Consider the following 25370-nt stretch of genomic DNA (forward strand, 5'->3'; position numbering starts at 1 on the left):
AGTGCCGGAGATTCGCCAATCGCAAAAAGCCGCGCAGGTTGCCCAGCGCGGCTTTGATATCTGTTCGGGCGCGACCCTTACTTCGTCTGGAAGCGGGCCACCGACAGGAATTTCACGGCATTGCCGGTGAAGCGGTTGGCATCGGCCATCTGGTTGTCCGCCTGGAAGCCTGCGGTGTAGACCTCGCTCGGCGGCGTATGCACGATGTTGTAGGCATAGCGCGGCGCAGTCGTCGGGCTGGAAACGGTGGCGATGTTGTCGCCGCTGCTCAGCGCCCAGCGCGCCGCCTGCGGTTCGGCCGCCACCACCACGGCCTTCGGCCCTGGCTTCAGGTCGCGGGCCGAGGCTCTCGCTTCCTTGCGCGTCGTCTTCACACCGGCGCCGATCACGGAGGCCGGATCGGTACCGGCGGGACGGGCAGCAATCGCGCCGCGCGGTGTTGCGGCATCGACGCCTGACGGATCGTTGAACGCCGAGCGCGGCTCGAGCGAGGCAACATGATAGTCGTCGGTAACACCGGCGGTCTCGGCGGCATCGGCCTGTTCGAGAACTGCCTTGACCTCATCCGGACGCTGCGACGGCAGCACCGAGAAGGCATCCGTTGCGGTCTGCTTGTGGGCGGCCGTATCGGCCAGCGCCAGCAGCACGCCCTTATCCTGCGGCGAAAGCTCAGCCGGCGGCGAAGAGCGGTCGGGACGCCAGGTCGGCAACGGGACGTTGACGGCAACCTGCGCCGGAGCGGCAGCCCCTTGGTCGGGACTGCTCACATCGGCCATGCCGAACGGCACATTAGCAGGCGCCTGCGCCGTCGCCACTGTCTGTTCGGTGGTGGCGTCGGCCATGCCGAACGGTACCGTCTCAGGCTGCTGCGCGCCGACATCGGCTTTCGGCCGCGGCGCGAAATCTGGCAGCGGCACTTCCTTGGCCGGTAGCGCCGCGATGATCGTCTCTGGTGTATCCTGTTGCGGCTCGGAATCGTCCGCGCTGTCGTCGGCAAGCTGCGGGATATTGGCGCGCTTCGCATTCTGCGGCGACACGATCGCGATACCGGGCAGGTTGCTGTCGTTGTTGCTCCTGGCAGCCAGGACCGGCTTGACGCTTCTCGGCGACGGCGCAGCGGTCGCGACATCGGCGCTGTCATCGGCTTCGTCTTCGCCGCCACCGCCAAAGAAAGCGGAAAGGAAGCCACCGGATTTCTTGGTGCTGCCGCCAGCGCTGGCCATCATGATGGCCGGAGAACCGGCGCCCTTGCGCGCCTTGTAGGCGGCGAGTGCCTGGTCATAGCCCGGCAGCGGCTTGCCGTCGCTCGGCACATGCAGCGTCTTGCCGTTGGGGAACAGGCTGACCAGTTCCTGGCGGCTGATGCCGGGCCAATGGCGCACATTGCCGACGTCCATGTGGACGAAGGGCGAACCGGATGACGGATAATAGCCGACGCCGCCGCCCTGCATCTTGAGGCCGATATTGCGCAGCTTTTTCAGCGGCACGCCCGGAATGTAGAAGTCCATCGCCTTGCCCAGCATGTGCTGGCTTTCCTTGGCGACACCGCGGCTGCGGCTGCGCAGCATCGAGTTGGTCGCAGGCGAGCGATAGCCACAGACGACCTGGATGTAGTCGGTGGCGCCGGCCTGCCGGTAGGCTTCCCACACCAGGTCGAGCAGGCGCGGATCCATCTTGGTCGGTTCGTTGCGACGCCAGTCGCGCAGAATGATGTTGATCTTCCTGAGGCCTTCCGGATCGTAGCGGCCATTGCGCTTGTAGACGATCTCGGCCTTTTCATGCGTGTGGAGGTGATAGAGTTTCAGCGAGCGCGTTTCGGCGCTTGCGCCGGCAGCAGTTGCGGCAAGGAAACCAAACGCAACAATCACCGCTGCCAGCCATCTCGGCCAGACGCCAATGTGATAATGCCGCCCGTTGCTGTGTCGTTCGACTTTGTTCAAATCAAAAGGCCTTGCAGGCTGCCGTTTGTCCCCGGATTTGCCCAAACGGATGCGTGGTTCTCACATCCGAATATCGATCCTAATGGTTAATCATCGCTTATTGAAGCCGAAATGCGGTAACACCGTGGCGATATCCCGTCAAAAATAATACACAGGATTTCTTGGTAAACTGCTGGTTTAGATCAAGATTCAGCCTTTTGCCGCTACACGATCTGTTACCGTTAGCCTTAATGCGTGAACAGCGCCGTTCCGCATCGCCATATTCCCGCCCCAACCCCTTATGCAGCGCTGGATATCGCCTCGCAACCTAGTACCGGCCTTGCGCCAGCAAGCTGTGGAAATCGGGTTTCCAATGCATGTCGCACAAAAGTGGTCCCGGTTTTGAGAGAACGACATGCATAATGCAAAGACCTAAAGCGCGTCGCCTGATTCCGTTCAAGCGCGACGCGCTTTAGGAGGCAAGACGGTCGAGGCGGCCGGTTTCCGGGTCGATGCCGTATTCTTTAAGCTTGCGGTAGAGCGTCGAGCGGCCGATGCCGAGTCGGCGGGCGACTTCGCTCATCTGGCCGTTATAGTGGTCGATGGCGAGCTTGATCATTTCGAGCTCGACATCGGCCAGCGCGCGCACATTGCCGCGCTCGTCCAACGCCCTCAGCGTGCCGAAACGCTGAAGCAGCCTGGCCGGAGGTTCAATCTCCGCCGCGACGGGACCGACGCCATCAGTCTGGACGCTATCGCCTTGCGATTCGCTGCTCCAGACCATGACGGGGTCCGACAGGGACGCGTCGGTATCGAGATTGACGGTGCCCTCGACTTGTGCCCGGATCTGCGGGAATTCGTCTGCTGTCAGCACGTCGCCCTCGGCAAGCACCGAGGCCCGGAACACGGCGTTTTCCAGCTGCCTGATGTTTCCCGGCCAGTCATAGGCCTGCAGCATGACCAATGCGGCTTCCGAAATGCCGTGCAGGCGATGACCCGCCGGCGCCACCTTGTCCATGAAATGCTTGACCAGATAGGGGATGTCGTCGCGCCGGTCGCGCAGCGGCGGCACGAAGATCGGGTAGACGTTCAGCCGATAGAACAAATCCTCGCGGAACTTGCCGTCCTTGACCTGCTGCAGAAGGTTGCGGTGCGTCGCCGAGATCAACCTGATGTCGACCCTGACCGTGGCGCGACCGCCGACCGGATCGACCTCGCCATCCTGCACCGCGCGCAACAGCTTGACCTGCACGTCGAGCGGCAGGTCGCCGATTTCATCCAGGAACAACGTGCCTGAATGCGCCTCGACGAACTTGCCGGTGTGTTTGTCGGTGGCGCCGGTGAACGAGCCCTTCTCATGGCCGAACAGGATCGATTCGACCAGATTGTCGGGGATGGCGCCGCAATTGACGGTGACGAAGGGTTTTGAACGACGGTCCCCGGTGCCCTGGATGGCGCGCGCCACAAGTTCCTTGCCGACGCCCGATTCGCCCTCGATCAGGATCGGGATGTTGGATGCCGCCGCCTTCTGGCCGAGGCGGATCACCCGGTCCATCGCCGGGCTGTGCGTGATCATGTCCTTGAAGGTCAGGTGGCCGCCACGCCGCCGCGATGTGCGCTTGACCTCATCCTCGACCGCCTCGACCTTGAGCGCGTTGCCGATCGCGGTCTGCAGCCGGTCGGGAGACGCCGGCTTGACGACAAAATCGAAGGCGCCGTGGCGCATCGCCGAAACCACGGTCTCGATGCCGCCCTGCGCGGTCTGCACGATGACGGGAACCGTGATGCCGCGTTCGCGCATCGCCTTCAGCACGCCAATGCCGTCGAGGCCGGGCATGACAAGGTCAAGGATGACCGCCGACACATCGCGCGCGCCGGGTCCGTCGAGAGCTTCGAGGCCGGCCTCGCCGCCATCGGCAACGATGGCGCTGTGGCCGAATTTCGTCACCGCCGCCTCGAGCAGCCTGCGCTGCACGGGATCGTCATCGACTATGAGAATGGAACCTGTCATGACTTAATTTGAGTTGCCCGCCTGGGAAATCCCCATGGATCATCCTGGCACAGGGTTCTAAACAAGGTTTCAAAAAACCCGGTGAATGAATTCCTTAGGATTTGACCGGCTTGCCCTTTCCCCTTGATTCCAGAAGGTAATTGTTGATGCGCAGGATTCTCGGTCGGCAGCTTGCGGCGGCAGCGTCCGGTCAGGGCGCGGCGGAGCTCGGCGACCTGCCGGAATGGAACCTCGCCGACCTCTATTCCGGGATGGAGGCGCCCGAGCTGAAGCGCGACATCGCCAAGGCGACGGACGACGCCGTCGCCTTCGAGAACCGCTGGAAGGGCACGCTGGCCGCGGAGGCTGAGCGCGGCAGCGCCGGCAAGCTGGGTGAAGCGCTGGCAGCCTATGAGGCGCTGGAGGAGCTGATCGGCCGCATCGTCTCCTATGCCGGCCTGATCTATGCCGGCAACACCGCCGATCCGCAGCGCGCCAAGCTCTATGGCGACATCCAGGAGAAGATGACCGACGCCAGCGCGCATCTGTTGTTCTTTGCGCTGGAGCTGAACCTGATCGACGACAAAGCGCTCGAAGCGGCCCTCGCCGCCGATGCCGGCTTTGCCCACTACCGGCCCTGGGTGCTCGATCTCAGAATGGACAAGCCATACCAGCTCGAGGATCGGGTCGAGCAGCTTTTCCATGAAAAGTCGATCACCGGGCGCGGCGCCTGGAACCGCCTGTTCGACGAGACGATGACCGATCTGCGTTTCGACATAGACGGCGAGGAGCTGACGCTGGAGCCGGCGCTGAACCGCCTGCAGGACGCCGATGGCGAAGTCCGTCGCCGCGCCGCCGAGGCGCTGGCCACCACCTTCCGCAAGAGCCTGCGCACCTTCACGCTGATTACCAACACGCTGGCCAAGGACAAAGAGATTTCCGACCGTTGGCGCGGCTTCGAGGACATCGCCGATTCACGCCATCTCGCCAACCGTGTCGAGCGCAGTGTGGTCGATGCGCTGGCCTCCGCCGTGCGCGAGGCCTATCCGCGCCTGTCACACCGCTATTACGCGATGAAGGCGCGCTGGCTCGGCATGGAGGTGATGAACCACTGGGACCGCAACGCGCCATTACCCGAGACCCCGCAGGCGGTGATCCGCTGGGATGACGCCAGGAACACGGTGCTGTCGGCCTATCAGCGCTTTTCCCCCGACATGGCGGAGATCGCCCGCGTCTTCTTCGACCGCAACTGGATCGACGCGCCGGTGCGGCCCGGCAAGTCACCCGGCGCCTTTGCCCATCCGACCGTGCCTTCGGCGCACCCTTACGTGCTGCTCAACTACATGGGCAAGCCGCGCGATGTGATGACGCTGGCGCATGAACTCGGCCACGGCGTGCACCAGGTGCTGGCCGGCGGCCAGGGTGCGCTGATGGCCTCGACGCCGCTGACTTTGGCCGAGACGGCCTCGGTGTTCGGCGAGATGCTGACCTTCCGTTCGCTGCTCGACCAGACCAGCGACAAGCGCGAGCGCAAGGCCATGCTCGCCCAGAAGGTCGAGGACATGATCAACACGGTCGTGCGCCAGATCGCCTTCTATGAGTTCGAGCGCAAGGTGCATGCCGAGCGCAAGAACGGCGAACTGACTTCCGACAAGCTTGGCCAGTTCTGGCTCGAGGTACAGGCGGAGAGCCTGGGGCCGGCGATCAAGCTGCGCGAGGGCTATGAGGTCTTCTGGACCTACATCCCGCACTTCATCCATTCGCCCTTCTACGTCTACGCCTATGCCTTCGGCGACTGCCTGGTGAACTCGCTCTACGCGGTCTACCAGAATGCCGAGCACGGCTTCCAGGACAAGTATTTCGAGATGCTGCGTGCCGGTGGCACCAAGCATCACTCCGAGCTTCTCGCTCCCTTCGGCCTCGACGCCACCGACCCTGCCTTCTGGCAGATCGGCCTTGGCGTAATCGGCGGCCTGATCGACGAGTTGGAAGCTCTCGACAGTTGACGCCGCGCACCCCGTGAGCGAGCGGCGCAAAGCGACAGGTTCGGCGGCGGCCTCGACTTTACGAAATTGAAGAACAGTTTAGCCGGAATGCATGTGATGGTAGCTCTGTTCTTGTTCTAAATATCTGTTCTTGAAGAACTCTCGGGCGAAATTTTCCGTTAGCTTTCCAGAATCCGTATGATAGCCTTTCCGACTGAAGCTCAGCCGGGCGCGCGGCTCAGGCCGGACAGCATCCCGGCCCATGGCAGCGGTCCGGCGAATGCGACAGCGACGGTTGGCAATGGGCGGGAAAGCCGAACGCCGGCAGTCGACGACAGACCGGCTGTTCCATGAACCGCCGAACCACCAATGGATGATCCGATCTGCCAAGGTCATGACTTGAGACGGCGGCGGACGGATCCGACTGGAGAGAGACGATGACCTTCTTCTACATTGTCCTGGCGTTCCTTGTAGGTTTGTTGGTTGGTTGGTTTATCTGGGGCCGGCTGCGCGGTGAGCTTGACAGCCTGCGCGGCGACCTCGACCGCACCCGCAGCGAGCGCGACAGGCTGCGCGCCGATTCCGATCGCCTGACCGGCGAACTCGACGCCTGCGGCAAGACCCGCGCCGATCTCGAACGCCGGCTGCGTGAAACGTCTACTCCATCGGCCAAACCTTCCAGCTCGGCGCCGGCCGCATTGGTCTCGACACCCGCAACGACCAAGTCCGCTCCGGCGGCCAAGCCGGCCGCGCCCGCCAAACCCGCCGCGGCAAAGCCCGCCGCCAAGCCAGCTTCGGCCAAATCCGCCGCCGCCAAACCGGCTGCCAGCAAACCGGCGGCTGCCAAGGCGAGCGCCGCTCCGAAGCCCGCCGCTTCAAAGCCGGCTGCAGCCCCGAAGAAGGCCACCCCGGCAGCCGGGAAGGCCGACAATCTGCGTCGCCTGATCGGCATCGGACCGGTCAACGACAAACTGCTCAAGGGCCTTGGCGTCACGACCTACGCCCAGATCGCCGCCTGGACGGCGGCCGACGTCAAGCGCATTGAGGACACGCTGAATTTCGACGGCCGCATCGCGCGCGAAAAGTGGATCGAGCAGGCCAAGCTGCTTGCTGCCGGCGACGAGAAGGAATTCGCGCGCCAGTTCCCGACCGCCGGGACCGCCAACAACACCTGATCTGATCATCGGCAATAAGCCCGACAGAGCGGCGCCTCCGGGCGCCGCTTTTGTTTTCGCAAGCGCCACCGTCTTTGCGCCCTGCGACGCCGCTCCCTCGATTGCACGCCGCGCGCCCCCCATATAGAGCGGTTCTGGCGTCATCGACCGCAGCATCCGAGCCCCATGCCCCTGCCCTCCGCCATTTTCCGCAACGATGAAAGCGGCCGCCAGCTGGTCTTCGACCGCCCGGCCGACATCATCGTCGCCCATGAGGTCGAGGATTTTCTGCCGGCGCTCGCGGCCGCGCAGGCGGCATCGGACGCCGGCAAATGGCTGGCCGGCTATTTCTCCTATGAAGCGGGTTATTTGCTCGAGCCGAAGCTGGTGCCGTTGCTGCCCGAGGGCCGGCGCGCGCCGCTGGTCTGCCTCGGTGTCTTCGACGCCCCGGATGAACAGGCGGTACCGCAGGGTGGCGTGGCGACCAATGGTCCGATCTTCGATGCAAGAGCGTCATGGTCGCAGAAGGAATATGCTGACCGCTTCACGCGCCTTCACGACCACATCCGCAAGGGCGATTGCTACCAGGGCAATCTGACCTTTCCAGTCCATGCGCAGTGGTCCGGCGACCCGCTGGCCGCCTTCGACGCGCTGACCGGACGCCAGCCGGTAAAGTATGGCGCGCTTATTTCGCTCGGCGATCCAATCGTACTGTCGCGCTCGCCCGAACTGTTCTTCGAGATCGACACCGAAGGCATGATCGAAACCCATCCGATGAAGGGCACCGCGCCACGCGGCGCGACCAAGGCCGAGGACGCGCGGCTGAAATCCTTCCTGCGCAATGACGAAAAGAACCAGGCCGAAAACCGGATGATCGTCGATCTCCTGCGCAACGACATCTCGCTGATCAGCGAGGTCGGCACGCTGGAGGTGCCGGAACTGTTCCGCATCGAGAGCTACCCGTCCGTCCACCAAATGGTGAGCCGCGTCAGGGCAAAGCTGTTGCCCGATCTCGGCATCCGCCAGATCTTCGCCGCTCTGTTTCCCTGCGGCTCGATCACCGGCGCGCCAAAAATCCGCGCCATGGAAATCCTGCACGATCTGGAAGCCACGCCTCGTGACGTCTATTGTGGCGCCATCGGCTGGATCGCGCCCGGCGGCACGATGCGCTTTTCGGTGGCGATCCGCACCATCTCGCTCTTTTCCAGTGGCGAAGCCATCTACAATGTCGGCGGCGGCGTCGTCTTCGATTCGACGGCTGAGGAGGAGTATCAGGAGTGTCTGCTGAAGGCGCGCTTCGCGACGGGAACACCGCCGACTTCGAATTGATCGAGACCATGCGCTGGCAGCCCGGCCAGGGCTTCCTGCGTTTCGAGCGCCACCTCGCGCGCCTCTACGGCTCGGCGGAAGAACTGGGCTTTGCCTGCGATCCGCAGCGAGTCGGCCAGGTGTTGGCGAACACTGTCGGGGCGCAGCAGACGGCGCTGCGCACCCGTCTTGTCCTGCAGCGCAACGGCGAGGTGACCGCCTCGGGCCAGCCTTACGAGCCGCTCGCCGCCGACAAGGTCTGGCGGCTGCAGCTGGCGCGGGTGCGGCTCTCCTCCACCGACACGCTGCTGCGCCACAAGACCAGCCGGCGTCAGCGCTACACCCATGCTCGGTCTGAATATCTTGTCACCCAGGCCGACGAGGTGTTGCTCGCCAATGAGCGCGGCGAAATATGCGAAGGCACGATCACCAATGTCTTCGCCGATTTCGGTGACGGCGTGCTGATGACGCCCCGGCTCGATTGCGGCCTGCTGCCTGGCGTATTGCGCGCCGAGCTTCTGGATGAAGGCCGCGTCCAGGAAGCGATCTACAGCTATGACGAGTTAAAGTCGGCGAAGGCGATCTTCGTCGGCAATTCGCTGCGCGGATTGATCCCGGCAACATTGGCCTGATACGAAGTTGCTGCGAGAATGACCGCCACCGGACTGGACCCTCACCCAAGCATGAATTCTCGCCTGCCCACTCACACGCCCTATGATGGCTCCTCAAAGCTCTTCACCATCGGGCTGAAGCCGCTTGAGCTCGACAAATGGATCGAGGTCGACGGGCACCTCATCGACCATCTCGCCGAAAAGCGCCGGCTCTATGCCGAAATTCCCGGCAAGGTGTTCGTCGAGGAGAACGGCACGCGCGACGCCCAGCGCGAAGTGCGCGACCTCATAGAAGCCCATCTGCTGTCGACATTTCCTGGAACGTACCGGCAAACCAGTGCCGGCATCGAGGTTATCGGCGCCGAAGGCAACAGAGCCGATGTCTTCAGCGACGCCCCGTTGGTCGCAACCTCGCTGCTCGTCCAGGAAGACCTGATCCTGATGCGCCGCGATGACAGCGGCTGGCGGCTCGCCGCCGGCTCGTTGTGCTTCCCATCATCCTGGTCACTGCTCGAAAAATTCGGGCTGCCTCTTCAGCAGATCCACGCACCGGTGCCGGGCTTCGGTCCGGGCACCAGGCCGGCCGAGCTCATCAACCGCATGTTCGACGGCCTGCAGGGCCAGGCCGTCGAGCGCTTCAACTGGTCGATCCAGGCCGACGACGCGCTCTATCATCCGCTCTCCAATGTCGAGCGCATCGACCGAGCCACCAGCCGCTCGTCGCGCTTTCCGGATGGCGACGTCAACGCGCACGCCTTCATCCGCGTCGAGCGCCAAACGCTGCGCAAACTGCCCGTGTCGCGCGATATCCTGTTCACCATCCGCATCCATCTCGACCCGCTGAAGGTGCTGGCGCGGCATCCTGATCGGGCAACGCTTGCCGCATCTTTCGCGGCGCAATTGCTGGCCCTGGATGAGGCTCAACTCGACTACAAGGGCATGACATCGGACCGCGACCGGCTGGTCGTCCTCCTTAACCACATGGCCAATGCTGCCTAGCGGGCGGTTGGCGCTTTTCACTGGTTTGTGACAATGATCTGTGATGTAGCGCATATCCACCGGGCAAAAATGCCCGGTTTTTGCGCGTGTTTTGCCCCAGTTTCCCCGGTTTTTTGAAGGAGTGCTCGATAAAATGGCGAATGAAAACTGGCCCGTTTACGGTGAAATCACCGGCCCTGTCGTGATGATCGGCTTCGGTTCGATCGGACGGGGAACGCTGCCTCTGATCGAGCGCCATTTCAAGTTCGACAAGTCGCGCATGACGGTCGTCGACCCGCTCGACCCCGACCGCAAGCTGCTCGACGAGCGCGGCATCGCCTTCGTCCAGGAGCACGTGACCGAGAAGAACTACAAGAAGCTTTTGACCCCGCTTCTGACCAATGGCGGCGGCCAGGGCTTTTGCGTCAATCTGTCGGTCGATACCGGCTCGGTCGACCTGATGCGGCTCTGCCGCAAGCTCGGCGTGCTCTACATCGACACCGTCGTCGAGCCGTGGCTCGGTTTCTACTTCGACGCCAAGGCCGACAATGCCAGCCGCACCAACTACGCGCTGCGCGAAGCGATGATCAAGGAGAAGCATGACAAGCCAGGCGGCGCGACTGCGGTTTCGACCTGCGGCGCCAATCCGGGCATGGTCTCGTGGTTCGTCAAGCAGGCGCTCTTGAACCTCGCCGGCGACCTCGGCCTCGAATTTTCCGAACCGGCGCAGGACGACCGCGACTGCTGGGCGAGGCTGATGAAAAAGGCCGGGGTCAAGGGCATCCACATCGCTGAGCGCGACACCCAGCGCACCAAGAAGCCGAAGCCGATGAACGTGTTCTGGAACACCTGGTCGGTCGAGGGCTTCATTTCGGAAGGGCTGCAGCCGGCCGAGCTTGGCTGGGGCACGCATGAGAAATGGATGCCGAAGAACGGCAAGGAGCACAAGGATGGCTCCAAGGCTGCGATCTACCTGGAACAGCCTGGCGCCAACACCCGCGTGCGTTCATGGTGCCCGACGCCGGGCGCGCAATACGGCTTGCTGGTAACCCACAACGAGGCGATTTCGATCGCCGACTTCTTCACCGTGCGCGGCAAGAAGGGCAAGGTCCAATACCGCCCGACCTGCAACTATGCCTATCATCCCTGCAACGACGCGCTGCTGTCGCTGGACGAAATGTTCGGCGCCGCCGGCAAGCCGCAGCCGGTCCACCATGTGCTTGACGAAAACGAGCTGGTCGATGGTGTCGACGAACTCGGCGTGCTGCTCTACGGCCACGACAAGAACGCCTACTGGTACGGCTCGCAGCTGTCGCTGGCCGAAGCCCGCAAGCTGGCCCCCTACCAGAACGCCACCGGCATGCAGGTCACCTCGGCCGTTCTCGCCGGCATGGTCTGGGCGCTGGAAAACCCGGAGGCCGGTATCGTCGAGGCCGACGAGATGGACTACAAGCGGTGCCTGGAAGTGCAGTCCCAGTATCTCGGTCCGGTCAAAGGCTATTACACCGACTGGACGCCGCTCGATAACCGTCCGGGTCTCTTCCCAGAAGACCTCGACAAAAACGACCCGTGGCAATTCCGCAACATCCTCGTCCGATAGCGGTTCCATACCCCTGCCTCACTGCCTTGCAATCGCCCGGAAATCGGGTGATTGAAGGGATGCGGACGAGAGCAGCGTGCGCCCATTTGGGGCACGTGGGAACGCTCGGGAAACTTGAGGCCACGCACATCGTGCCTTCCACTGCGATTGGGGCCGATGCGCCAGGGAGAGGATTTCACATGACGATTGCGCGCAAAATTCTTTCAGCAGGCGCGGCGGGCGCTCTTGCGACGATGCTTGCCGCCTGCACCACCGGCGGTTCCGACGGGCCACCGATCTCATCGCAGGCGCGAGGCGTCGAAGGGTCCTGGCTGAACGCCGAAGGCAAGGCGGTCTCGACATTGAACGGCGGCGTCTTCACCACCGTTTCGGCAGAGACCGGCGAAAAATTCGCTGATGGCAGCTATACCAAGACTGGCGCCACCTCGGTTGAGATCAACGGCACTTCGCTGATCCGGCAGCAGCCGATCGCTTTCAACTGCCTGTTGGTGTCGATCAACCAGCTGAATTGCACAAGCTCCGCTGGCCAGAACTTCGTGCTGACCAGGCGCAGCTGAGCATATCTCATATGGCCTTGCGAGAAGGCGGCGGCGCGATGCCGCCGCCTTTCTTATGCCGGCAAACCGATGCCGATTTCGCCCGCCCTGATTCTTCTTGCATCGCCATAACCGCGATGGGAACATGACCGAAAGCTGGCTGTTATCCTGCAGTCAAGCAAGAGCGTTAAACGGCTTTGATCAGATCCATCCGGGAGACGAAGATGAAGAAGCTCGCCGCGATTGCCGCCCTTTCTGCCTCGACGCTCGGCCTGTCGGCCGTGCCATCCTTTGCCGACTACACGTTGAACATCCTGCATTTCAACGATTGGCACAGCCGCATCGAAGGCAACAACAAATATGAGTCGACGTGCTCGGCTGATGAGGAGACCAAGGGTGAGTGCATTGGCGGCGCTGGCCGGCTGGTCACCGCCATCGCGCAGGAGCGCAAGAAGCTCGAAGGCCAGAACGTGCTGCTGCTCAATGCCGGCGACAGCTTCCAGGGATCGCTGTTCTACATCACCTACAAGGGCGCCGCGGAGGAGGAATTTCTTAATCAGATCAAGCCCGACGCGGTGACGCTCGGCAATCATGAGTTTGACGATGGCGAGAGTGCGCTGGTGCCTTACCTCGACAAGGCGAAATTCCCGGTCGTCAGCGCCAATGTCCTGCCCAACGACAAGTCCGGCGCCGCTGGCAAGATCAAGCCGTCGATCGTGCTTGAGGTCGGCGGCCAGAAGATCGGCATCATCGGCGCGGTGACCAATGACACGCCGGAACTCGCCTCGCCAGGCCCCAACATCACCATCGCCGACGACGTCAAGTCGATCACGGCGGAGGTCGAGAAGCTGAAGGCGCAAGGCGTCAACAAGATCATCGCCGTCACCCATATCGGCTACAGGCGCGAGCGCGATGTTATCGCAAAAATCCCCGGCATCGACGTGGTGGTCGGCGGCCACAGCCACTCGCTTCTGTCCAACAGCGATCCGAAGGCGGAAGGCCCCTACCCGACCATGGTCGACAACCCCGACGGCTCAAAGGTGCCGGTGGTGCAGGCGGCCTCCTATTCGAAATATCTCGGCGAGTTCAAGGTCGTGTTCGACGCCAATGGCAACGTCAAGGAAGCCAGCGGCGACCCGATCTTCCTCGACAAGTCGATCACGCCTGATCCCGCCGTGCTTGCCCGTATCAAGGAACTCGGCGCGCCGATCGAGGCGCTGAAGAACAAGGAAGTCGCCGAGACCACCGAGGCCGTCGACGGCAGCCGTGAGAATTGCCGCACCAAGGAATGCGCGATGGGCAACCTCGTTTCCGACGCCATCCTCGACCGCGTCAAGGGACAGGGCGTCGAGATCGTTGTCTCCAATGGCGGCGGCCTGCGTGCCTCGATCGACAAGGGCACCGTGACCATGGGCGAGGTGCTGACCGTGCTGCCGTTCCAGAACACGCTGGCGACCTTCCAGATTTCCGGCAAGGATCTGGTTGCCGGGCTGGAAAACGGCGTCAGCCAGGTCGAGGACGGCGCCGGCCGCTTCCCGCAGGTGGCAGGTCTCAAATACGCCTTCGACAAGTCGGTCGCGCCCAATGCCGGCCGCGTCAAGTCGGTCGAGGTGATGGAAGGCGGCGCCTGGGCGCCGATCAATCCGGACAAGGACTATCTGGTCGCCACCAACAATTATGTCCGCCAGGGCGGCGACGGCTACAAGGTCTTCGCCGAGAAGGCCAAGAACGCCTATGACTACGGCCCTGGCCTCGAACAGGTGGTCGCTGACTATCTCGCCGCGCACCGGCCCTATACGCCGAAGCTCGACGGCCGCATCACCGAAATCGCCGCGACCGTAGCAGCGGCGCCCGCCGCAGAGGCGGCTAAGCCTGCCGAACCGGCACCTGCTCCGGCCGAGCCGGCAAAACCGGCCGAGGCGGAGCCGGCGATGCCAGCGTTGCCGGCAGGCTCCGGCGACATATCCGCCACCCCGCCGAGTGTGCCGGCGGAAACGGCCCCGGCAGCGCCTACCGAACCGGCCAAACCGGCTGAAGCAGCCTCTGCTCCCGCAACGCCTGCCCCCGCCGCGCCGGCAAAGCCGGCCGAGGCCAGCCACGTCATCGTCGCCGGCGATACCTATTGGGACCTGGCCAAGAAGGCCTATGGCGACGGCGCCAAATGGAAGGTGATCTCCGAGGCCAACAAGGGCTACGAGCCACGCCGGCTGCCGGTCGGCGCAACCCTGACCATACCGCCGGCTGCTAATTAGAGCCGGTAGAAATCCGCAACACCCGCCCGGTCCGCCGGGCGGGTGTTGCTTTTTCGGACAAGGTGCGGCCAGACGTGGCATTGAAAACCGGCGCGGCGCCGTTAGTTTCGCGCCGTGTCCGGAGAATTGCCATGACGATTGATCCCAAAGCAGCGAAAGCGCTCGGCCCGCTGCCGGCCGGACATCCGCCGGTAAAGGCAGGCAAGATCGGCGTCATGCTGGTCAATCTCGGCACGCCCGGCGGCACCGATTTCAAGCCGATGTGGCGCTATCTCCGGGAATTCCTGTCCGATCCGCGCGTCATCGAGCTCAACAAGGCGATCTGGTACCCGATCCTCTATGGCCTGGTGCTGACCACGCGACCGAAGAAGTCCGGCGCCAATTATGCCAGGATCTGGAACCGCGAGAAGAACGAGTCGCCGCTGCGCACCTACACGCGAGCCCAGAGCGAGAAGCTGGCGGCGGCGCTTCGCGACCTGCCCGATGTCGTCGTCGACTGGGCGATGCGCTACGGCAACCCGTCGACCGAGAGCGTCGCGCAAAGGCTGGTCGCGCAAGGCTGTGACCGCATCCTGTCCTTCCCGCTCTATCCGCAATATTCGGCGACCACCACCGCGACCGCCAACGACCAGCTGTTTCGCGCTCTGATGAAGATGCGGGCGGCACCGGCGGTCCGCAGCGTGCCGCCCTACTATGCTGAGCCGGTCTATATCGAGGCGCTTGCCCGTTCGATCGAGCGGCATCTGGCGACGCTCGACTTTCAGCCGGAGGTGGTCATCACCTCCTATCACGGCATCCCCAAACCCTATTCCGACAAGGGCGATCCCTATCAGGCGCATTGCCTGGAGACGACGCGACTGCTGCGCGAAAAGCTCGGCTGGAGCGAACAGAAGCTGATCATCACCTTCCAGTCGCGCTTTGGCGCACAGGAATGGCTGCAGCCCTATACCGACAAGACGGTCGAGAAACTGGCCAGGGACGGCGTGAAATCGATTGCCATCGTCAATCCCGGCTTTTCCGTCGACTGCATCGAGACGCTGGACGAAATCGGCCGCGAGGCGGCCGAGACCTTCCATCACGCCGGCGGCGAGAAATTCGCCCACATCCCATGCCTCAACGACAGCGCAGAAGGCATGGCGGTGATCGAGGCGATGGTGCGGCGCGAACTGTCGGGCTGGGCCTGAGCCCGCTGCGTTGTAGCGATCGATCGCCACTGTTGCGGTATTCTACGCACTAATAATCAGCGATCACCTAATTGTAACATTATTGAAACACAACTAAGTGTTTGGTGAAGTCGGTTGCATGGAATCAACGCCATGGCCGGCATCTGAGGGAGATTTAAATGGACTTCAGTGGTTTCGGTATTGCGATTGGTGCGCTTGCCTTTCTGGTGTTGGTGCTTCTTATCAAAGGCATCCGGACAATCCCGCAAGGTTACAATTATACGGTGGAGCGCTTTGGTCGTTACACCAAAACACTAAGCCCCGGCCTCAACCTCATCGTGCCGTTCGTCGACCGTATCGGCGCCAAGATGAACATGATGGAACAGGTGCTCGACGTTCCGAGCCAGGAAATCATCACCCGCGACAACGCCATAGTCGGTGTCGACGGCATCGCCTTCTACCAGATCCTCAATGCCGCGCAGGCCGCCTATCAGGTCGCCGGCCTGGAGAACGCCATCCTCAACCTGACGATGACCAACATCCGTACCGTGATGGGCTCTATGGACCTCGACGAACTCTTGTCCAACCGCGACGCCATCAACGAGCGGCTGCTGCGCGTCGTTGACGAGGCGGCGCATCCGTGGGGCATCAAGATCACCCGCGTCGAGATCAAGGACATCAATCCGCCGGCCAACCTCATCGAATCGATGGGCCGGCAGATGACGGCCGAACGTAACAAGCGTGCGCAGATCCTTGCCGCCGAAGGTCTCAAGCAGTCGCAGATCCTCGAGGCCGAAGGCCGCAAGGAAGCCGCCTTCCGCGACGCCGAGGCGCGCGAACGCTCAGCCGAGGCCGAAGCCCGCGCTACCCAGGTTGTGTCGGAGGCCATCTCCAAGGGTGACGTGCAGGCGCTCAACTACTTCGTGGCGCTGAAATACACCGAAGCGATGGGCAAGATCGGCACCGCCAACAACAGCAAGGTCGTGCTGATGCCGATGGAAGCCTCGGCGCTGATCGGCACGCTCGGCGGCATTAGCGAGATCGCCAAAGAGGTGTTCCGCAGCGAAGGCACCGCCGGCGCCGCGCGGCAGGCTGCCCGCCCTCCGGTGGTTCGCCCAAGCGAGAACTGAGACCTGGCGAGAATTGAGATCGAGCGAACTGAGATCATAGGAGCACACTCCCATGTTCGACCGCATTATTTCCGAACTTGGCCCTTGGAACTGGATGGTTCTGGGGTTCGTCCTCCTGGTGATGGAGGTCATAGCGCCAGGCATCTTCATGCTGTGGATCGGCATCGCCGCATTGGTGATCGGCTTGATTTGCCTGCTCATCTGGGACGCAAGCTTCTGGACTTGGGAAGTCCAGGTCCTCGCCTTCCTGGCGCTGTCGCTGGTCTCGGCCTTCGCCGGCAAGAAGCTGGTTGGCGGGCGTCATGACGCGACCGACCAGCCGCTGCTCAACCGCCGCGGCGCGCAGATGGTCGGCAAGATGGCTACCCTTGCCGAACCGATCAAGGATGGCCGAGGCCGCATAAAGCTCGGTGACACGCTGTGGCGCGTCTCCGGCCCTGACCTGCCGGCCGGCACGCAGGTGCGCGTCGTCAGTTCGGCCGACACCGATCTGGAACTGACGGTCGAGGCTGTCTGAACACCCAAAAGCGCGCTGCGCATTTTTGGCAAAAAATCGAAGCGCGTCGCGTAGGTCACCCCAATGCGACGCGCTTTGAGCTTCCTCAGGCCGCGCCGATGCGCAGCAAATCGTGGAAGTGAATCACCCCCACGGGCATCCTGTTTTCGGTCACCACCAGCGCACCGATATTGTATTCGTTGAGAAGCGCGATCGCCGTGCCGGCCAGAGTCTGAGGATCGACCGTCTTCGGTGTGCGGGTCATGATGTCGTCCACGGCGATATCGGCCAAGTTGCGATGCAAATTGCGCGCGACATCGCCGTCGGTGATGATCCCGACCAGTTCGCCCTTCGCGTCGACGACGCAGACACAGCCGACTTTCTTGTTCGACAGCGTCATGACCGCTTCAGGCATCTTGGTGCCAAGCACGGCTAGCGGAATCTGGTCGCCGACCCGCATGATCTCGGAGACGAGAGTCAGATTGGCGCCGAGCTGGCCGCCGGGGTGGAAAGTGCGGAAATGGTCGGGGGTGAAGCCGCGCGCTTCCAGCAGCGCGATGGCCAGCGCATCGCCGGCCACCAGTTGCAGCAGCGTCGATGTCGTCGGCGCCAGGCCGTGCGGGCAGGCTTCCGGCACCTGCGGCAGAAGCAGCACCACGTCAGCCGCGCGTGCCAGCGCCGAAGTCGCGCCGGAGGTAATGGCAATCAGGGGGATCGAGAAGCGCCTGGAATAGGCGACGATGCCCATCAATTCCTTGCTCTCGCCTGACCATGACATGGCGATGATGGCATCATCCCTGGCAATCATGCCGAGGTCGCCATGATTGGCTTCCGCCGGATGGACAAAGAAGGCGGGCGTGCCGGTCGAGGCCAGCGTAGCCGCGATCTTGGAGCCGATATGGCCGCTCTTGCCGACGCCGGTGACGATGACCCGGCCATCGATGCGCGAGATAATGTCGACGGCGTGGGCGAAGGGTTCGGCCAGTCCGTTTTCCAGCGCGGCAGCCAACGCCGCCACGCCGGCCTGTTCCGTGGCTACCGTTCTCAGCGCCGAGGCGATCGAAGCCTGGCTGTCCAAAGGCTTCTTTTCTGGAGATCCCGCATGCATGGCTGATGCGCTTAGCGCGTTGCCGTTCGCCTGTCCAACAGAATTGCCGTCCGGCCAGGTCTGACAGGCACCCCTTCAACCCTCCGTTAACCATCCCCGTTTACGGTTCGGTAAGTATGGCGCGCTTGCGCCGCGCAAGCAGTGGTGACGATGTCGCGGGCCCAGCCTCAAAAGAAAAAAGGTCGAACGGGCGGAGCCTTTTGCGCTCTGATTCTGGCAATAAGCGTGCTCGCTCTGCTGCGGCCAACCGCGCTTCATGCCCAGGAAACCGAGCTGCGCGGTGAAGTCTCGGAATCGGCGATTCTGTCCGACCAGCAGCGCCGGGCCAGGCAATTGAGCAAGGCCAACACGCAGGTCAAGCCGGCGCCTGCCGACACCACCCCCGCGGAAAACACGCCAACCGCCTATGTGCCGGCCAGCGATGGCGCCTTGCCTGATGAAACCGACCCGTCACAGGCCGGTGCAAACAGCATTTTCGATCCGCCGGCAGCCACCGACGACTCGTTCGCCGATCAGCCGCCAACCGTCCAGCCACGCCGGCCATCGACGGCAAAACAACGCGCCGCCGATGCGGACAAGACCAAGGACAAAACCAAGGCTGTCGACAAGAAGAAGCCCGGTCGAACCACGGACCCGACCACCACCGGAACGACTTCGGACGGTACGGCAGCAGACGAAACCGAGCAGGATACGGCCAACCGCCGTGCCCTCACCATTGACAGCGTCGACCGGCAGAAGCTCGACCCTGGCGCCGAGCGCACCGATGCCATCGAGGGTCAGAAGAAGAAGCCCGAGGACGACCCGTACGCGGCAACCGGCATCAAGGTCGGCTCCTTCCTGCTGCGGCCGACGCTGGAGCAGGGCGTTACCGTCACGTCGAACGCCGATTCCAGCTCCGGCGGCAAGTCGGCGGTGCTGTCCGAAACGGCGCTGCGTTTCTCCGCCGCCTCCGACTGGCGCGAGAATTCGGCCGTCATCGACGGTTACGGCAACTTCCGCAACAGCATTTCGGGCCAGAAGATCAATGAGGGGCGTGGCCGTATCGAAGGCACGCTCAATGTCGACCTCGACAATGAGCTGCGCGCCATCGCCAAACTCGGCTACGAGATTGCGCCGGAATCGGCCTCCTCGCCCGACGCCATTGCCGGCGTCACCTCACAGCCGATCCGCCAGACCGTCGACGGCAGCCTCGCCGTCAAGAAGGACGTCGGCAAGCTGCGCTTCGCGCTGACCGGCGCGGTCTCCCACGATATCTATGGCGACGCCAAGCTGACCAACGGCACCGTGTTGTCGCAGAAGGATCGCGATTCCACGCTTTACACCGCGACCTTGCGCACCGGCTACGAGATCTCGCCCGCCATCACGCCTTTCGCCGAAGTCGAAGTCGGCCGACGCGCCTATGATCTGCGCGTCGATTCAAGCGGCTTTGAACGGTCGTCGACACGGCTTGGCGCGCGCGCCGGTGTCGAAGTGGACATGGGCGAGAAATTGGCTGGCGAATTCTCGGCCGGCTGGCTCCGGGAAGCGATCGACGACAACCGGCTGGAGGCGAATTCGGGGGCGTCGGTGAATGCCGACCTCAAATGGTCGCCCGAACGCGGCACCATCATCGGCCTGACCGCGCAGACCATGATCGAAGGCACGACGACCGCCAATGAGAGCGGCGACCTCCTCTATTCAGGCCGCCTGACCGGCGAGCGGCAGATCCGCGCCGACCTGACCGGCAACGCCGCCCTTGGCCTCGACTGGCGCGACTACACCGGTTCCGACGGGCACGACCTGACATTGAGCGCCGAGGCCGGGCTGACATGGTGGCTGAACCGCTATGTCGGTCTCACCAGCCGCGCCCGCACCGAGAAGCTGACCAGCAATCTGCCCGGGCGCAACTACACCGCCAACAGCGTCTACCTCGGGCTGAAATTGCAGCGGTAGCTAGAAGGCAGCGCCGCGGCGCTCGGAGGGCTTCATCTCGTCGAGCAGCGTGCGGATGACGCCGGCCATGTTCTCGTTCATGTCGCTGCGCCACAGCGCGAAGGCGACATTGGCCTCGACGAATCCTTCCGGCGACCCGCAGTCGAAGGTACGGCCCTGATAGTGGTAGCCGAAGAAACGCTGCTGCTTTTCCAGCTTCAGCATCGCGTCGGTGAGCTGGATCTCGTTGCCGGCGCCCTTTTCCTGGCTTTCGAGGATCGTGAAGATCTCGGGCTGCAGGATGTAACGGCCGTTGATGTAGAGATTGGACGGCGCGGTGCCGGCATTCGGCTTCTCCACCATCTCGGTGATCCGGAAGCCGTGATGGGTGTCCTCGCCGCGCCCGACAATGCCATATTTGTGGGTTTCGGCCGGATCGCATTCCTGCACGGCGATGATGTTGTTGCCGGTCTCCTCATAGAGTTCGACCATGGCCTTCATGCAGCTCTTTTCCGACTGCATGATCATGTCGGGCAGCAAGAGCGCGAAGGGCTCATCCCCGACCAGTTCGCGCGCGCACCAGACGGCGTGGCCGAGCCCCATCGGCACCTGTTGGCGGGTGAACGAGGTCTGCCCCGGTGCCGGCTGCAGCCGTTGCAGGCGGGCCAGCTGCTCGTCCTTGCCACGCTGGGCGAGCGTGTCGTAGAGCTCGAACTGGATATCGAAATGGTCCTCGATGACCGCCTTGTTGCGGCCGGTGACGAAGATGAAATGTTCGATGCCGGCCTCGCGCGCCTCATCGACGACATACTGGATGACCGGCCGGTCGACGACGGTCAGCATTTCCTTCGGGATGGCCTTGGTGGCCGGGAGGAACCGCGTGCCGAGACCGGCGACCGGGAAAACTGCCTTGCGAACTCGCTTCATGCGTCAATTATCCGTTTGAGAGCCTGCTCCGCAATCCCCGGCCCGCGACATTTTCACGCCGGAATTGAGGATTATCGGGCGATTGAGGGAAACATCAACCGGTAAAGCATCCTGCTGTCTTTTCGTTCCAGGCGCCACCTATGGTAAACTAATTCCTAACCCGGTTCGGCGATGAATGGTCTTTCCTGAGATAGTGAAGGAGGAAAAGATGACCGTTCGCAGTGCCGCAAAACTCTTTACCAGCGTCCTGACGGCGGCCAGCCTCTCGCTCGCCTTGCTGATGCCGACCGGCCCTGCCTTTGCCGATGCCGGTTTCCGGCAATGGGTCGCCGGCTTCCGCGCCACCGCCGTGGCGGGCGGTGTTTCCGTCGCGGTCTACGACCAGGCGTTCCGCGGCATCAACGAACCCGACCCGGTGGTGCTGGAAAAGGCCCGCACGCAGCCTGAGTTCAGCGCGCCCGCCTGGGACTATTTCGACAACCGCGTCCATGACCAGTCCGTTGCCGTCGGCCAGCAGATGGCGAAGAAATGGAAGCCGTGGCTGGACCGGATCGAAGCGCGGTTCGGCGTCGACCGCTACATCCTGCTCGCCATCTGGTCGATGGAATCGAACTATGGCGAGATCCTCAAGCGCGACGACATTATGCGCAATGTCATCCGCTCGCTGGCGACGCTCGCCTATGGCGACCCGAAGCGGTCGAAATTCGCCCGCACCCAATTGGTTGCGGCGCTGAAGATCCTGCAGACCGGCGACATCGACGAAAGCCACTTGATGGGCTCCTGGGCCGGCGCCATGGGCCAGACCCAGTTCATCCCGACCAGCTACCAGCATTATGCCGTCGACATGGATGGCAACGGCAAGCGCGACATCTGGAATTCGATCCCCGATGCGCTGGCGACATCAGCCAATCTGCTGAAGAAGAATGGCTGGCAAGGTGGCAAGACCTGGGGCTATGAGGTCACCATTCCGGCCGGCAAACTACCCGCTGGCTCGAAGACGCTGGCGCAGTGGCAGACGCTCGGCGTCGCCAGGGCCAATGGCAAGCCGTTCAGGAACGCAACCGACAAGGCGACGCTGAAAGTGCCGGACGGCCGCGGCGGACCGGCCTTCCTGATGATCAAGAACTTCTCCGTTATCAAGGCCTACAACAACGCCGACAAATATGCCCTTGCCGTCGGCCTTCTTGCCGACGAAATCGCCGGCTCTAGTGGTCTGGTGCAGGACTGGCAGCGGCCTTTCACAAAACTGTCCTTCGAGGAAAGGCAGGAGTTGCAGAAGCGGCTCTCGCAGCACGGGCTTTACGACGGCAAGTTCGACGGCAAGATCGGTGACGGCACGAAAACCGCCATCATGACCTATCAGGCAAAGGTCGGCTTGACCCAGGACGGGTATCCGAGCATGGAAGTGCTCAAATGGCTCAGAAAGAAATAGGGCCAGCAGCAGTGCAGCGCATTTGCGACGCGCAAGGGACGCTGTAGCATCGATCTGTGCATGATCCCTGCGAGGGTCATGCACCAAGGGATGGAGAGGGTGCTTGGTTTCGGCAGCGCGTATCCGTGTGACCGTATTCCGCTTGCCGATCCTCATTCTGGCCATCGTTGTCCTGGCGATGGGAATAGCCGGCACTTTCCACACACCGGCTTTGGCGCAGGAACAGCCGCAGAACCGCGGCTGGTCGCTGCGCGACCTTCTGTTTCCGCGCCGCAGCGAGCGCATCGAGCCGCCGCTCGACATCCGCAAGGCAAAGCCGAAGGTCAAGAAAAAGCCCCGTGCGCCCGTTGAACCTGCCGTTCCGATTGTCGAGAAGGCGCCGGATTCCCGCATCATCCTGGTGATCGGCGATTTCATGGCGAGCGGCCTTGCCGAGGGCCTCGAAACCGCCTTTGCCGCCAACCCCGCTATCAGGATCGTCGAGCGCGCCAACGGCTCGTCAGGCTTCGTGCGCGATGACGTCTACAACTGGCCCGAACAGGTCAAATCGCTGATCGAGACGGAGAAACCGGCAGCGGTCGTCGTCATGCTCGGCTCCAACGACCGCCAGCAGATGCGCGTCAACGACGTGCGCGAGCAGCCGCGCTCCGAGAACTGGACCAAGGAATACGAACGCCGGACCGAGGCGTTTGGCAAGGCGCTGGCGTCGACCAAAGTGCCGTATCTGTGGGTCGGCATGCCGGCCTTCAAGACGTCGAAGATGACCTCCGACATGCTGGCCTTCAACGACATCTACCACTCGGCCGCCGAGAAGAATGGCGGCGAATTCGTCGATGTCTGGGACGGGTTCGTCGACGAGAACGGCGCCTTTGTCTCGACCGGCCCCGATATTAACGGCCAAGCCGTGCGGCTGCGCTCCGACGACGGTATCAACGTGTCGAAGGCCGGCAAGCGCAAGCTCGCCTTCTACACCGAAAAACCGCTGGCCAAGATACTCGGCCTGGCAGCGCCGGGAAGCGTGGTGACGGCTGCCGCACCCGCCGGTGCCCCGGTTGAGGCGCCGTCGCTGCCCGCCGCCCCCATCGTGGTCGACCGCACCGTTCCGATGCTGCTCAACGATCCGGCGCTCGACGGCGGTACCGAGCTTCTCGGTGCGGCGGCTGCGCCAAAGGCCAATCCGGATCTGCCGGGCGAAAAACTCATCCGCGAAGGCAAGGCCCCCGAGGCGTCGCCCGGCCGCGCCGACGATTTCTCCTGGCCGCCCAAGGCACCCGCCACGGCCGCTGCCACGACGGATACGACGACGGCGATCAACCGTTAACGCGGCAGCACGGTCGTCCCCATCAGCGCTTCGTCGATCGAGCGCGCCGCCTGGCGGCCCTCCCGGATCGCCCACACCACCAATGACTGGCCGCGGCGCACGTCGCCGGCGGCAAAAAGCTTGTCGACGCTGGTCCTGTAGTCGCGGTCATTGGCTTCGACATTCCTGGAACGCCGGCTGTCGGTCGTGATTTTCATCTGACCGTCCAGCTCCTTCGCCACGCCAGCGGCGGCCGGTCCAGCAAAGCCGATGGCGATAAAGGCGAGATCGGCGCGGATAACGAATTCGGTGCCGGCGATCGGCTTGCGCTTCTCGTCGACCTCGCAGCACTTCACCCCGGTCAGCTGGCCGTCTTCGCCGATGAATTCGAGCGTCGCCACCTGGAATTCGCGCTCGGCACCTTCGGCCTGCGACGACGATGTCCGCATCTTGGTCGCCCAGTAGGGCCAGACCGCAAGCTTGTCTTCCTTCTCCGGCGGCTGTGGGCGGATGTCGAGCTGGGTGACGCGCACCGCGCCCTGGCGAAAGGCCGTGCCAACGCAGTCGGAAGCAGTATCGCCGCCGCCGACGACGACGACATGCTGGCCGCCGGCGATGATCGGATGCGACGGCCACGCCACCGACTGGATGGGCTCGCCGCCGACGCGACGGTTCTGCTGCACCAGATACGGCATGGCATCATAGACGCCGCCGAGATCGTCGCCCGGAATGTTGGCTGGACGCGGCGATTCCGAACCGCCGCAATAGAGCACCGCATCGTATTCGGCGAGCAGCTCTGCCACGGGTTTGTCGACACCGACGTTGATGCCGCAATGGAAGGTCACGCCCTCGCCCTGCATCTGCTCGATGCGACGGTCGATATAGTGCTTCTCGATCTTGAAGTCGGGAATGCCGTAGCGCATCAGCCCGCCAGGCCGGCTTTCGCGCTCGTAGACACTGACCTCATGCCCGGCGCGGCCAAGCTGTTGGGCAGCCGCCATTCCTGCCGGGCCGGAGCCGATGACGGCGACCCGCTTGCCGGTCTTCTTCTCTGGCGGATAGGGCCGGATATGGCCGGTCTCATAAGCCTTGTCGGCGATCGCCTGTTCGACCGTCTTGATGGCGACCGGAATGTCCTCGAGGTTCAGCGTGCAGGCTTCCTCGCAAGGCGCGGGGCAGATGCGGCCGGTGAATTCGGGGAAATTGTTGGTCGAATGCAGGTTGCGGATCGCATTGTCCCAGTCGCCATTATAGACGAGGTCGTTCCAGTCGGGGATCTGGTTGTGGATCGGGCAACCCGTTGGCCCATGGCAGAACGGAATGCCGCAGTCCATGCAGCGCGCGGCCTGTTTCTCGACCTCCTTGTCCGACATCGGCAGCGTGAACTCGCGGAAATGCCGGATGCGGTCGGAGGCCGGCTGGTACTTGTGCACCTGCCGGTCGATTTCGAGAAAGCCTGTTACCTTGCCCATAGTCCAGTTCCTGCTGTCCAGATGGTGCGGGGTTCGCCGCACCCGTTAACCCCTTGAGGCAGCCATGGCAACCTTGCGTCAGAGGTCAAACTGTCGCT

At 63.1% G+C, this 25370-nt stretch carries 19 protein-coding genes; 14 read left to right on the top strand and 5 right to left on the bottom strand.

Translation table 11 applies throughout. The annotated features are described in order from the left end of the window. Positions 1 to 77: 77 nt before the first annotated feature. Together FJV77_RS06425 and FJV77_RS06430 are read right to left on the bottom strand one after the other, a co-directional pair. Positions 78 to 1868 carry a DUF882 domain-containing protein gene (locus FJV77_RS06425; protein WP_246691158.1) on the bottom strand — a complete coding sequence of 597 codons (1791 nt, stop codon included), beginning with the start codon at positions 1866 to 1868 and terminating at the stop codon, positions 78 to 80. Positions 1869 to 2391: 523 nt separating this feature from the next. Further along, positions 2392 to 3930, bottom strand: coding sequence for a sigma-54 dependent transcriptional regulator (locus tag FJV77_RS06430; protein ID WP_142866007.1), 1539 nt, complete (start codon positions 3928 to 3930; stop codon positions 2392 to 2394). Positions 3931 to 4076: 146 nt separating this feature from the next. Between FJV77_RS06430 and FJV77_RS06435 the strand changes: the two genes are divergently transcribed. From FJV77_RS06435 to FJV77_RS06485, 11 genes are all read left to right on the top strand, one after another. Continuing rightward, on the top strand, positions 4077 to 5915 hold the full coding sequence (locus tag FJV77_RS06435; protein WP_142866008.1) for a M3 family oligoendopeptidase: 1839 nt from the start codon (positions 4077 to 4079) through the stop codon (positions 5913 to 5915). Positions 5916 to 6331: 416 nt separating this feature from the next. After that, positions 6332 to 7069 (top strand): proton-conducting membrane transporter, encoded by a 738-nt coding sequence (locus FJV77_RS06440; RefSeq protein ID WP_142866009.1) that lies wholly within the window; start codon positions 6332 to 6334, stop codon positions 7067 to 7069. 165 nt (positions 7070 to 7234) lie between these two features. Beyond that, positions 7235 to 8377, top strand: a complete 1143-nt coding sequence (locus FJV77_RS06445) for an aminodeoxychorismate synthase component I (RefSeq protein WP_142866010.1) — start codon at positions 7235 to 7237, stop codon at positions 8375 to 8377. Beyond that, positions 8326 to 8988 (top strand): aminotransferase class IV family protein, encoded by a 663-nt coding sequence (locus FJV77_RS06450; RefSeq protein WP_142866011.1) that lies wholly within the window; start codon positions 8326 to 8328, stop codon positions 8986 to 8988. Before FJV77_RS06445 ends, FJV77_RS06450 begins: the two co-directional genes overlap by 52 nt. Positions 8989 to 9039: 51 nt before the next feature. Then, entirely contained in the window at positions 9040 to 9966 is a 927-nt protein-coding gene (locus FJV77_RS06455) for a DUF3445 domain-containing protein (RefSeq protein ID WP_142866012.1), read from the top strand. Positions 9967 to 10099: 133 nt separating this feature from the next. Beyond that, the gene (locus tag FJV77_RS06460) at positions 10100 to 11545 is read left to right on the top strand and encodes a homospermidine synthase (protein WP_142866013.1); all 1446 of its coding nucleotides are present in this window, start codon (positions 10100 to 10102) and stop codon (positions 11543 to 11545) included. A 179-nt stretch (positions 11546 to 11724) separates the two neighbouring features. After that, positions 11725 to 12102 (top strand): hypothetical protein, encoded by a 378-nt coding sequence (locus FJV77_RS06465; RefSeq protein ID WP_142866014.1) that lies wholly within the window; start codon positions 11725 to 11727, stop codon positions 12100 to 12102. A gap of 203 nt (positions 12103 to 12305) precedes the next feature. After that, on the top strand, positions 12306 to 14333 hold the full coding sequence (locus FJV77_RS06470; protein ID WP_142866015.1) for a bifunctional UDP-sugar hydrolase/5'-nucleotidase: 2028 nt from the start codon (positions 12306 to 12308) through the stop codon (positions 14331 to 14333). Between the two features lie 131 nt (positions 14334 to 14464). Next, the gene (gene hemH, locus FJV77_RS06475; protein ID WP_142866016.1) at positions 14465 to 15517 is read left to right on the top strand and encodes a ferrochelatase; all 1053 of its coding nucleotides are present in this window, start codon (positions 14465 to 14467) and stop codon (positions 15515 to 15517) included. Positions 15518 to 15675: 158 nt separating this feature from the next. Next, complete coding sequence (locus tag FJV77_RS06480; protein ID WP_112559280.1) at positions 15676 to 16626, top strand: SPFH domain-containing protein; 951 nt, start codon at positions 15676 to 15678, stop codon at positions 16624 to 16626. A 52-nt stretch (positions 16627 to 16678) separates the two neighbouring features. Next, positions 16679 to 17143: an NfeD family protein gene (locus tag FJV77_RS06485; protein WP_142866017.1), complete on the top strand. Its 465-nt coding sequence runs from the start codon at positions 16679 to 16681 to the stop codon at positions 17141 to 17143. Positions 17144 to 17228: 85 nt separating this feature from the next. On the opposite strand, the gene FJV77_RS06490 is transcribed toward FJV77_RS06485, so the two are convergent. Next, the gene (locus FJV77_RS06490; RefSeq protein ID WP_142866018.1) at positions 17229 to 18230 is read right to left on the bottom strand and encodes a KpsF/GutQ family sugar-phosphate isomerase; all 1002 of its coding nucleotides are present in this window, start codon (positions 18228 to 18230) and stop codon (positions 17229 to 17231) included. Between the two features lie 150 nt (positions 18231 to 18380). On the opposite strand from FJV77_RS06490, the gene FJV77_RS06495 reads away from it, so the two are divergent. Beyond that, the gene (locus FJV77_RS06495; RefSeq protein WP_142866019.1) at positions 18381 to 20162 is read left to right on the top strand and encodes an outer membrane beta-barrel protein; all 1782 of its coding nucleotides are present in this window, start codon (positions 18381 to 18383) and stop codon (positions 20160 to 20162) included. Here FJV77_RS06495 and galU read toward each other — a convergent pair whose 3' ends face one another. Beyond that, positions 20163 to 21068 (bottom strand): UTP--glucose-1-phosphate uridylyltransferase GalU, encoded by a 906-nt coding sequence (gene galU / locus FJV77_RS06500; RefSeq protein WP_142866020.1) that lies wholly within the window; start codon positions 21066 to 21068, stop codon positions 20163 to 20165. It abuts the gene before it with no gap. 208 nt (positions 21069 to 21276) lie between these two features. Here galU and FJV77_RS06505 point away from each other — a divergent pair, with 208 nt between their 5' ends. Both FJV77_RS06505 and FJV77_RS06510 read left to right on the top strand, forming a co-directional pair. Next, positions 21277 to 22500 (top strand): lytic murein transglycosylase, encoded by a 1224-nt coding sequence (locus tag FJV77_RS06505; RefSeq protein WP_142866021.1) that lies wholly within the window; start codon positions 21277 to 21279, stop codon positions 22498 to 22500. Between the two features lie 103 nt (positions 22501 to 22603). Further along, positions 22604 to 23821 (top strand): DUF459 domain-containing protein, encoded by a 1218-nt coding sequence (locus FJV77_RS06510; protein ID WP_142866022.1) that lies wholly within the window; start codon positions 22604 to 22606, stop codon positions 23819 to 23821. On the opposite strand, the gene FJV77_RS06515 is transcribed toward FJV77_RS06510, so the two are convergent. Further along, entirely contained in the window at positions 23818 to 25272 is a 1455-nt protein-coding gene (locus FJV77_RS06515; protein WP_142866023.1) for a glutamate synthase subunit beta, read from the bottom strand. The two genes, FJV77_RS06510 and FJV77_RS06515, sit on opposite strands and share 4 nt — an antisense overlap. Positions 25273 to 25370 lie beyond the last annotated feature (98 nt).

The organism is Mesorhizobium sp. WSM4306, from assembly GCF_007003975.1.
Classification (GTDB): domain Bacteria; phylum Pseudomonadota; class Alphaproteobacteria; order Rhizobiales; family Rhizobiaceae; genus Mesorhizobium.

Bases quoted from the DNA above. Each gene is read 5' to 3' on its own strand.
- FJV77_RS06430 (WP_142866007.1), bottom strand. From the start codon at position 3,930: ATGACAGGTTCCATTCTCATAGTCGATGACGATCCCGTGCAGCGCAGG.
- FJV77_RS06435 (WP_142866008.1), top strand. From the start codon at position 4,077: ATGCGCAGGATTCTCGGTCGGCAGCTTGCGGCGGCAGCGTCCGGTCAG.
- FJV77_RS06440 (WP_142866009.1), top strand. From the start codon at position 6,332: ATGACCTTCTTCTACATTGTCCTGGCGTTCCTTGTAGGTTTGTTGGTT.
- FJV77_RS06445 (WP_142866010.1), top strand. From the start codon at position 7,235: ATGCCCCTGCCCTCCGCCATTTTCCGCAACGATGAAAGCGGCCGCCAG.
- FJV77_RS06455 (WP_142866012.1), top strand. From the start codon at position 9,040: ATGAATTCTCGCCTGCCCACTCACACGCCCTATGATGGCTCCTCAAAG.
- FJV77_RS06460 (WP_142866013.1), top strand. From the start codon at position 10,100: ATGGCGAATGAAAACTGGCCCGTTTACGGTGAAATCACCGGCCCTGTC.
- FJV77_RS06465 (WP_142866014.1), top strand. From the start codon at position 11,725: ATGACGATTGCGCGCAAAATTCTTTCAGCAGGCGCGGCGGGCGCTCTT.
- FJV77_RS06470 (WP_142866015.1), top strand. From the start codon at position 12,306: ATGAAGAAGCTCGCCGCGATTGCCGCCCTTTCTGCCTCGACGCTCGGC.
- hemH (WP_142866016.1), top strand. From the start codon at position 14,465: ATGACGATTGATCCCAAAGCAGCGAAAGCGCTCGGCCCGCTGCCGGCC.
- FJV77_RS06480 (WP_112559280.1), top strand. From the start codon at position 15,676: ATGGACTTCAGTGGTTTCGGTATTGCGATTGGTGCGCTTGCCTTTCTG.
- FJV77_RS06485 (WP_142866017.1), top strand. From the start codon at position 16,679: ATGTTCGACCGCATTATTTCCGAACTTGGCCCTTGGAACTGGATGGTT.
- FJV77_RS06490 (WP_142866018.1), bottom strand. From the start codon at position 18,230: ATGCATGCGGGATCTCCAGAAAAGAAGCCTTTGGACAGCCAGGCTTCG.
- FJV77_RS06495 (WP_142866019.1), top strand. From the start codon at position 18,381: ATGTCGCGGGCCCAGCCTCAAAAGAAAAAAGGTCGAACGGGCGGAGCC.
- galU (WP_142866020.1), bottom strand. From the start codon at position 21,068: ATGAAGCGAGTTCGCAAGGCAGTTTTCCCGGTCGCCGGTCTCGGCACG.
- FJV77_RS06505 (WP_142866021.1), top strand. From the start codon at position 21,277: ATGACCGTTCGCAGTGCCGCAAAACTCTTTACCAGCGTCCTGACGGCG.
- FJV77_RS06515 (WP_142866023.1), bottom strand. From the start codon at position 25,272: ATGGGCAAGGTAACAGGCTTTCTCGAAATCGACCGGCAGGTGCACAAG.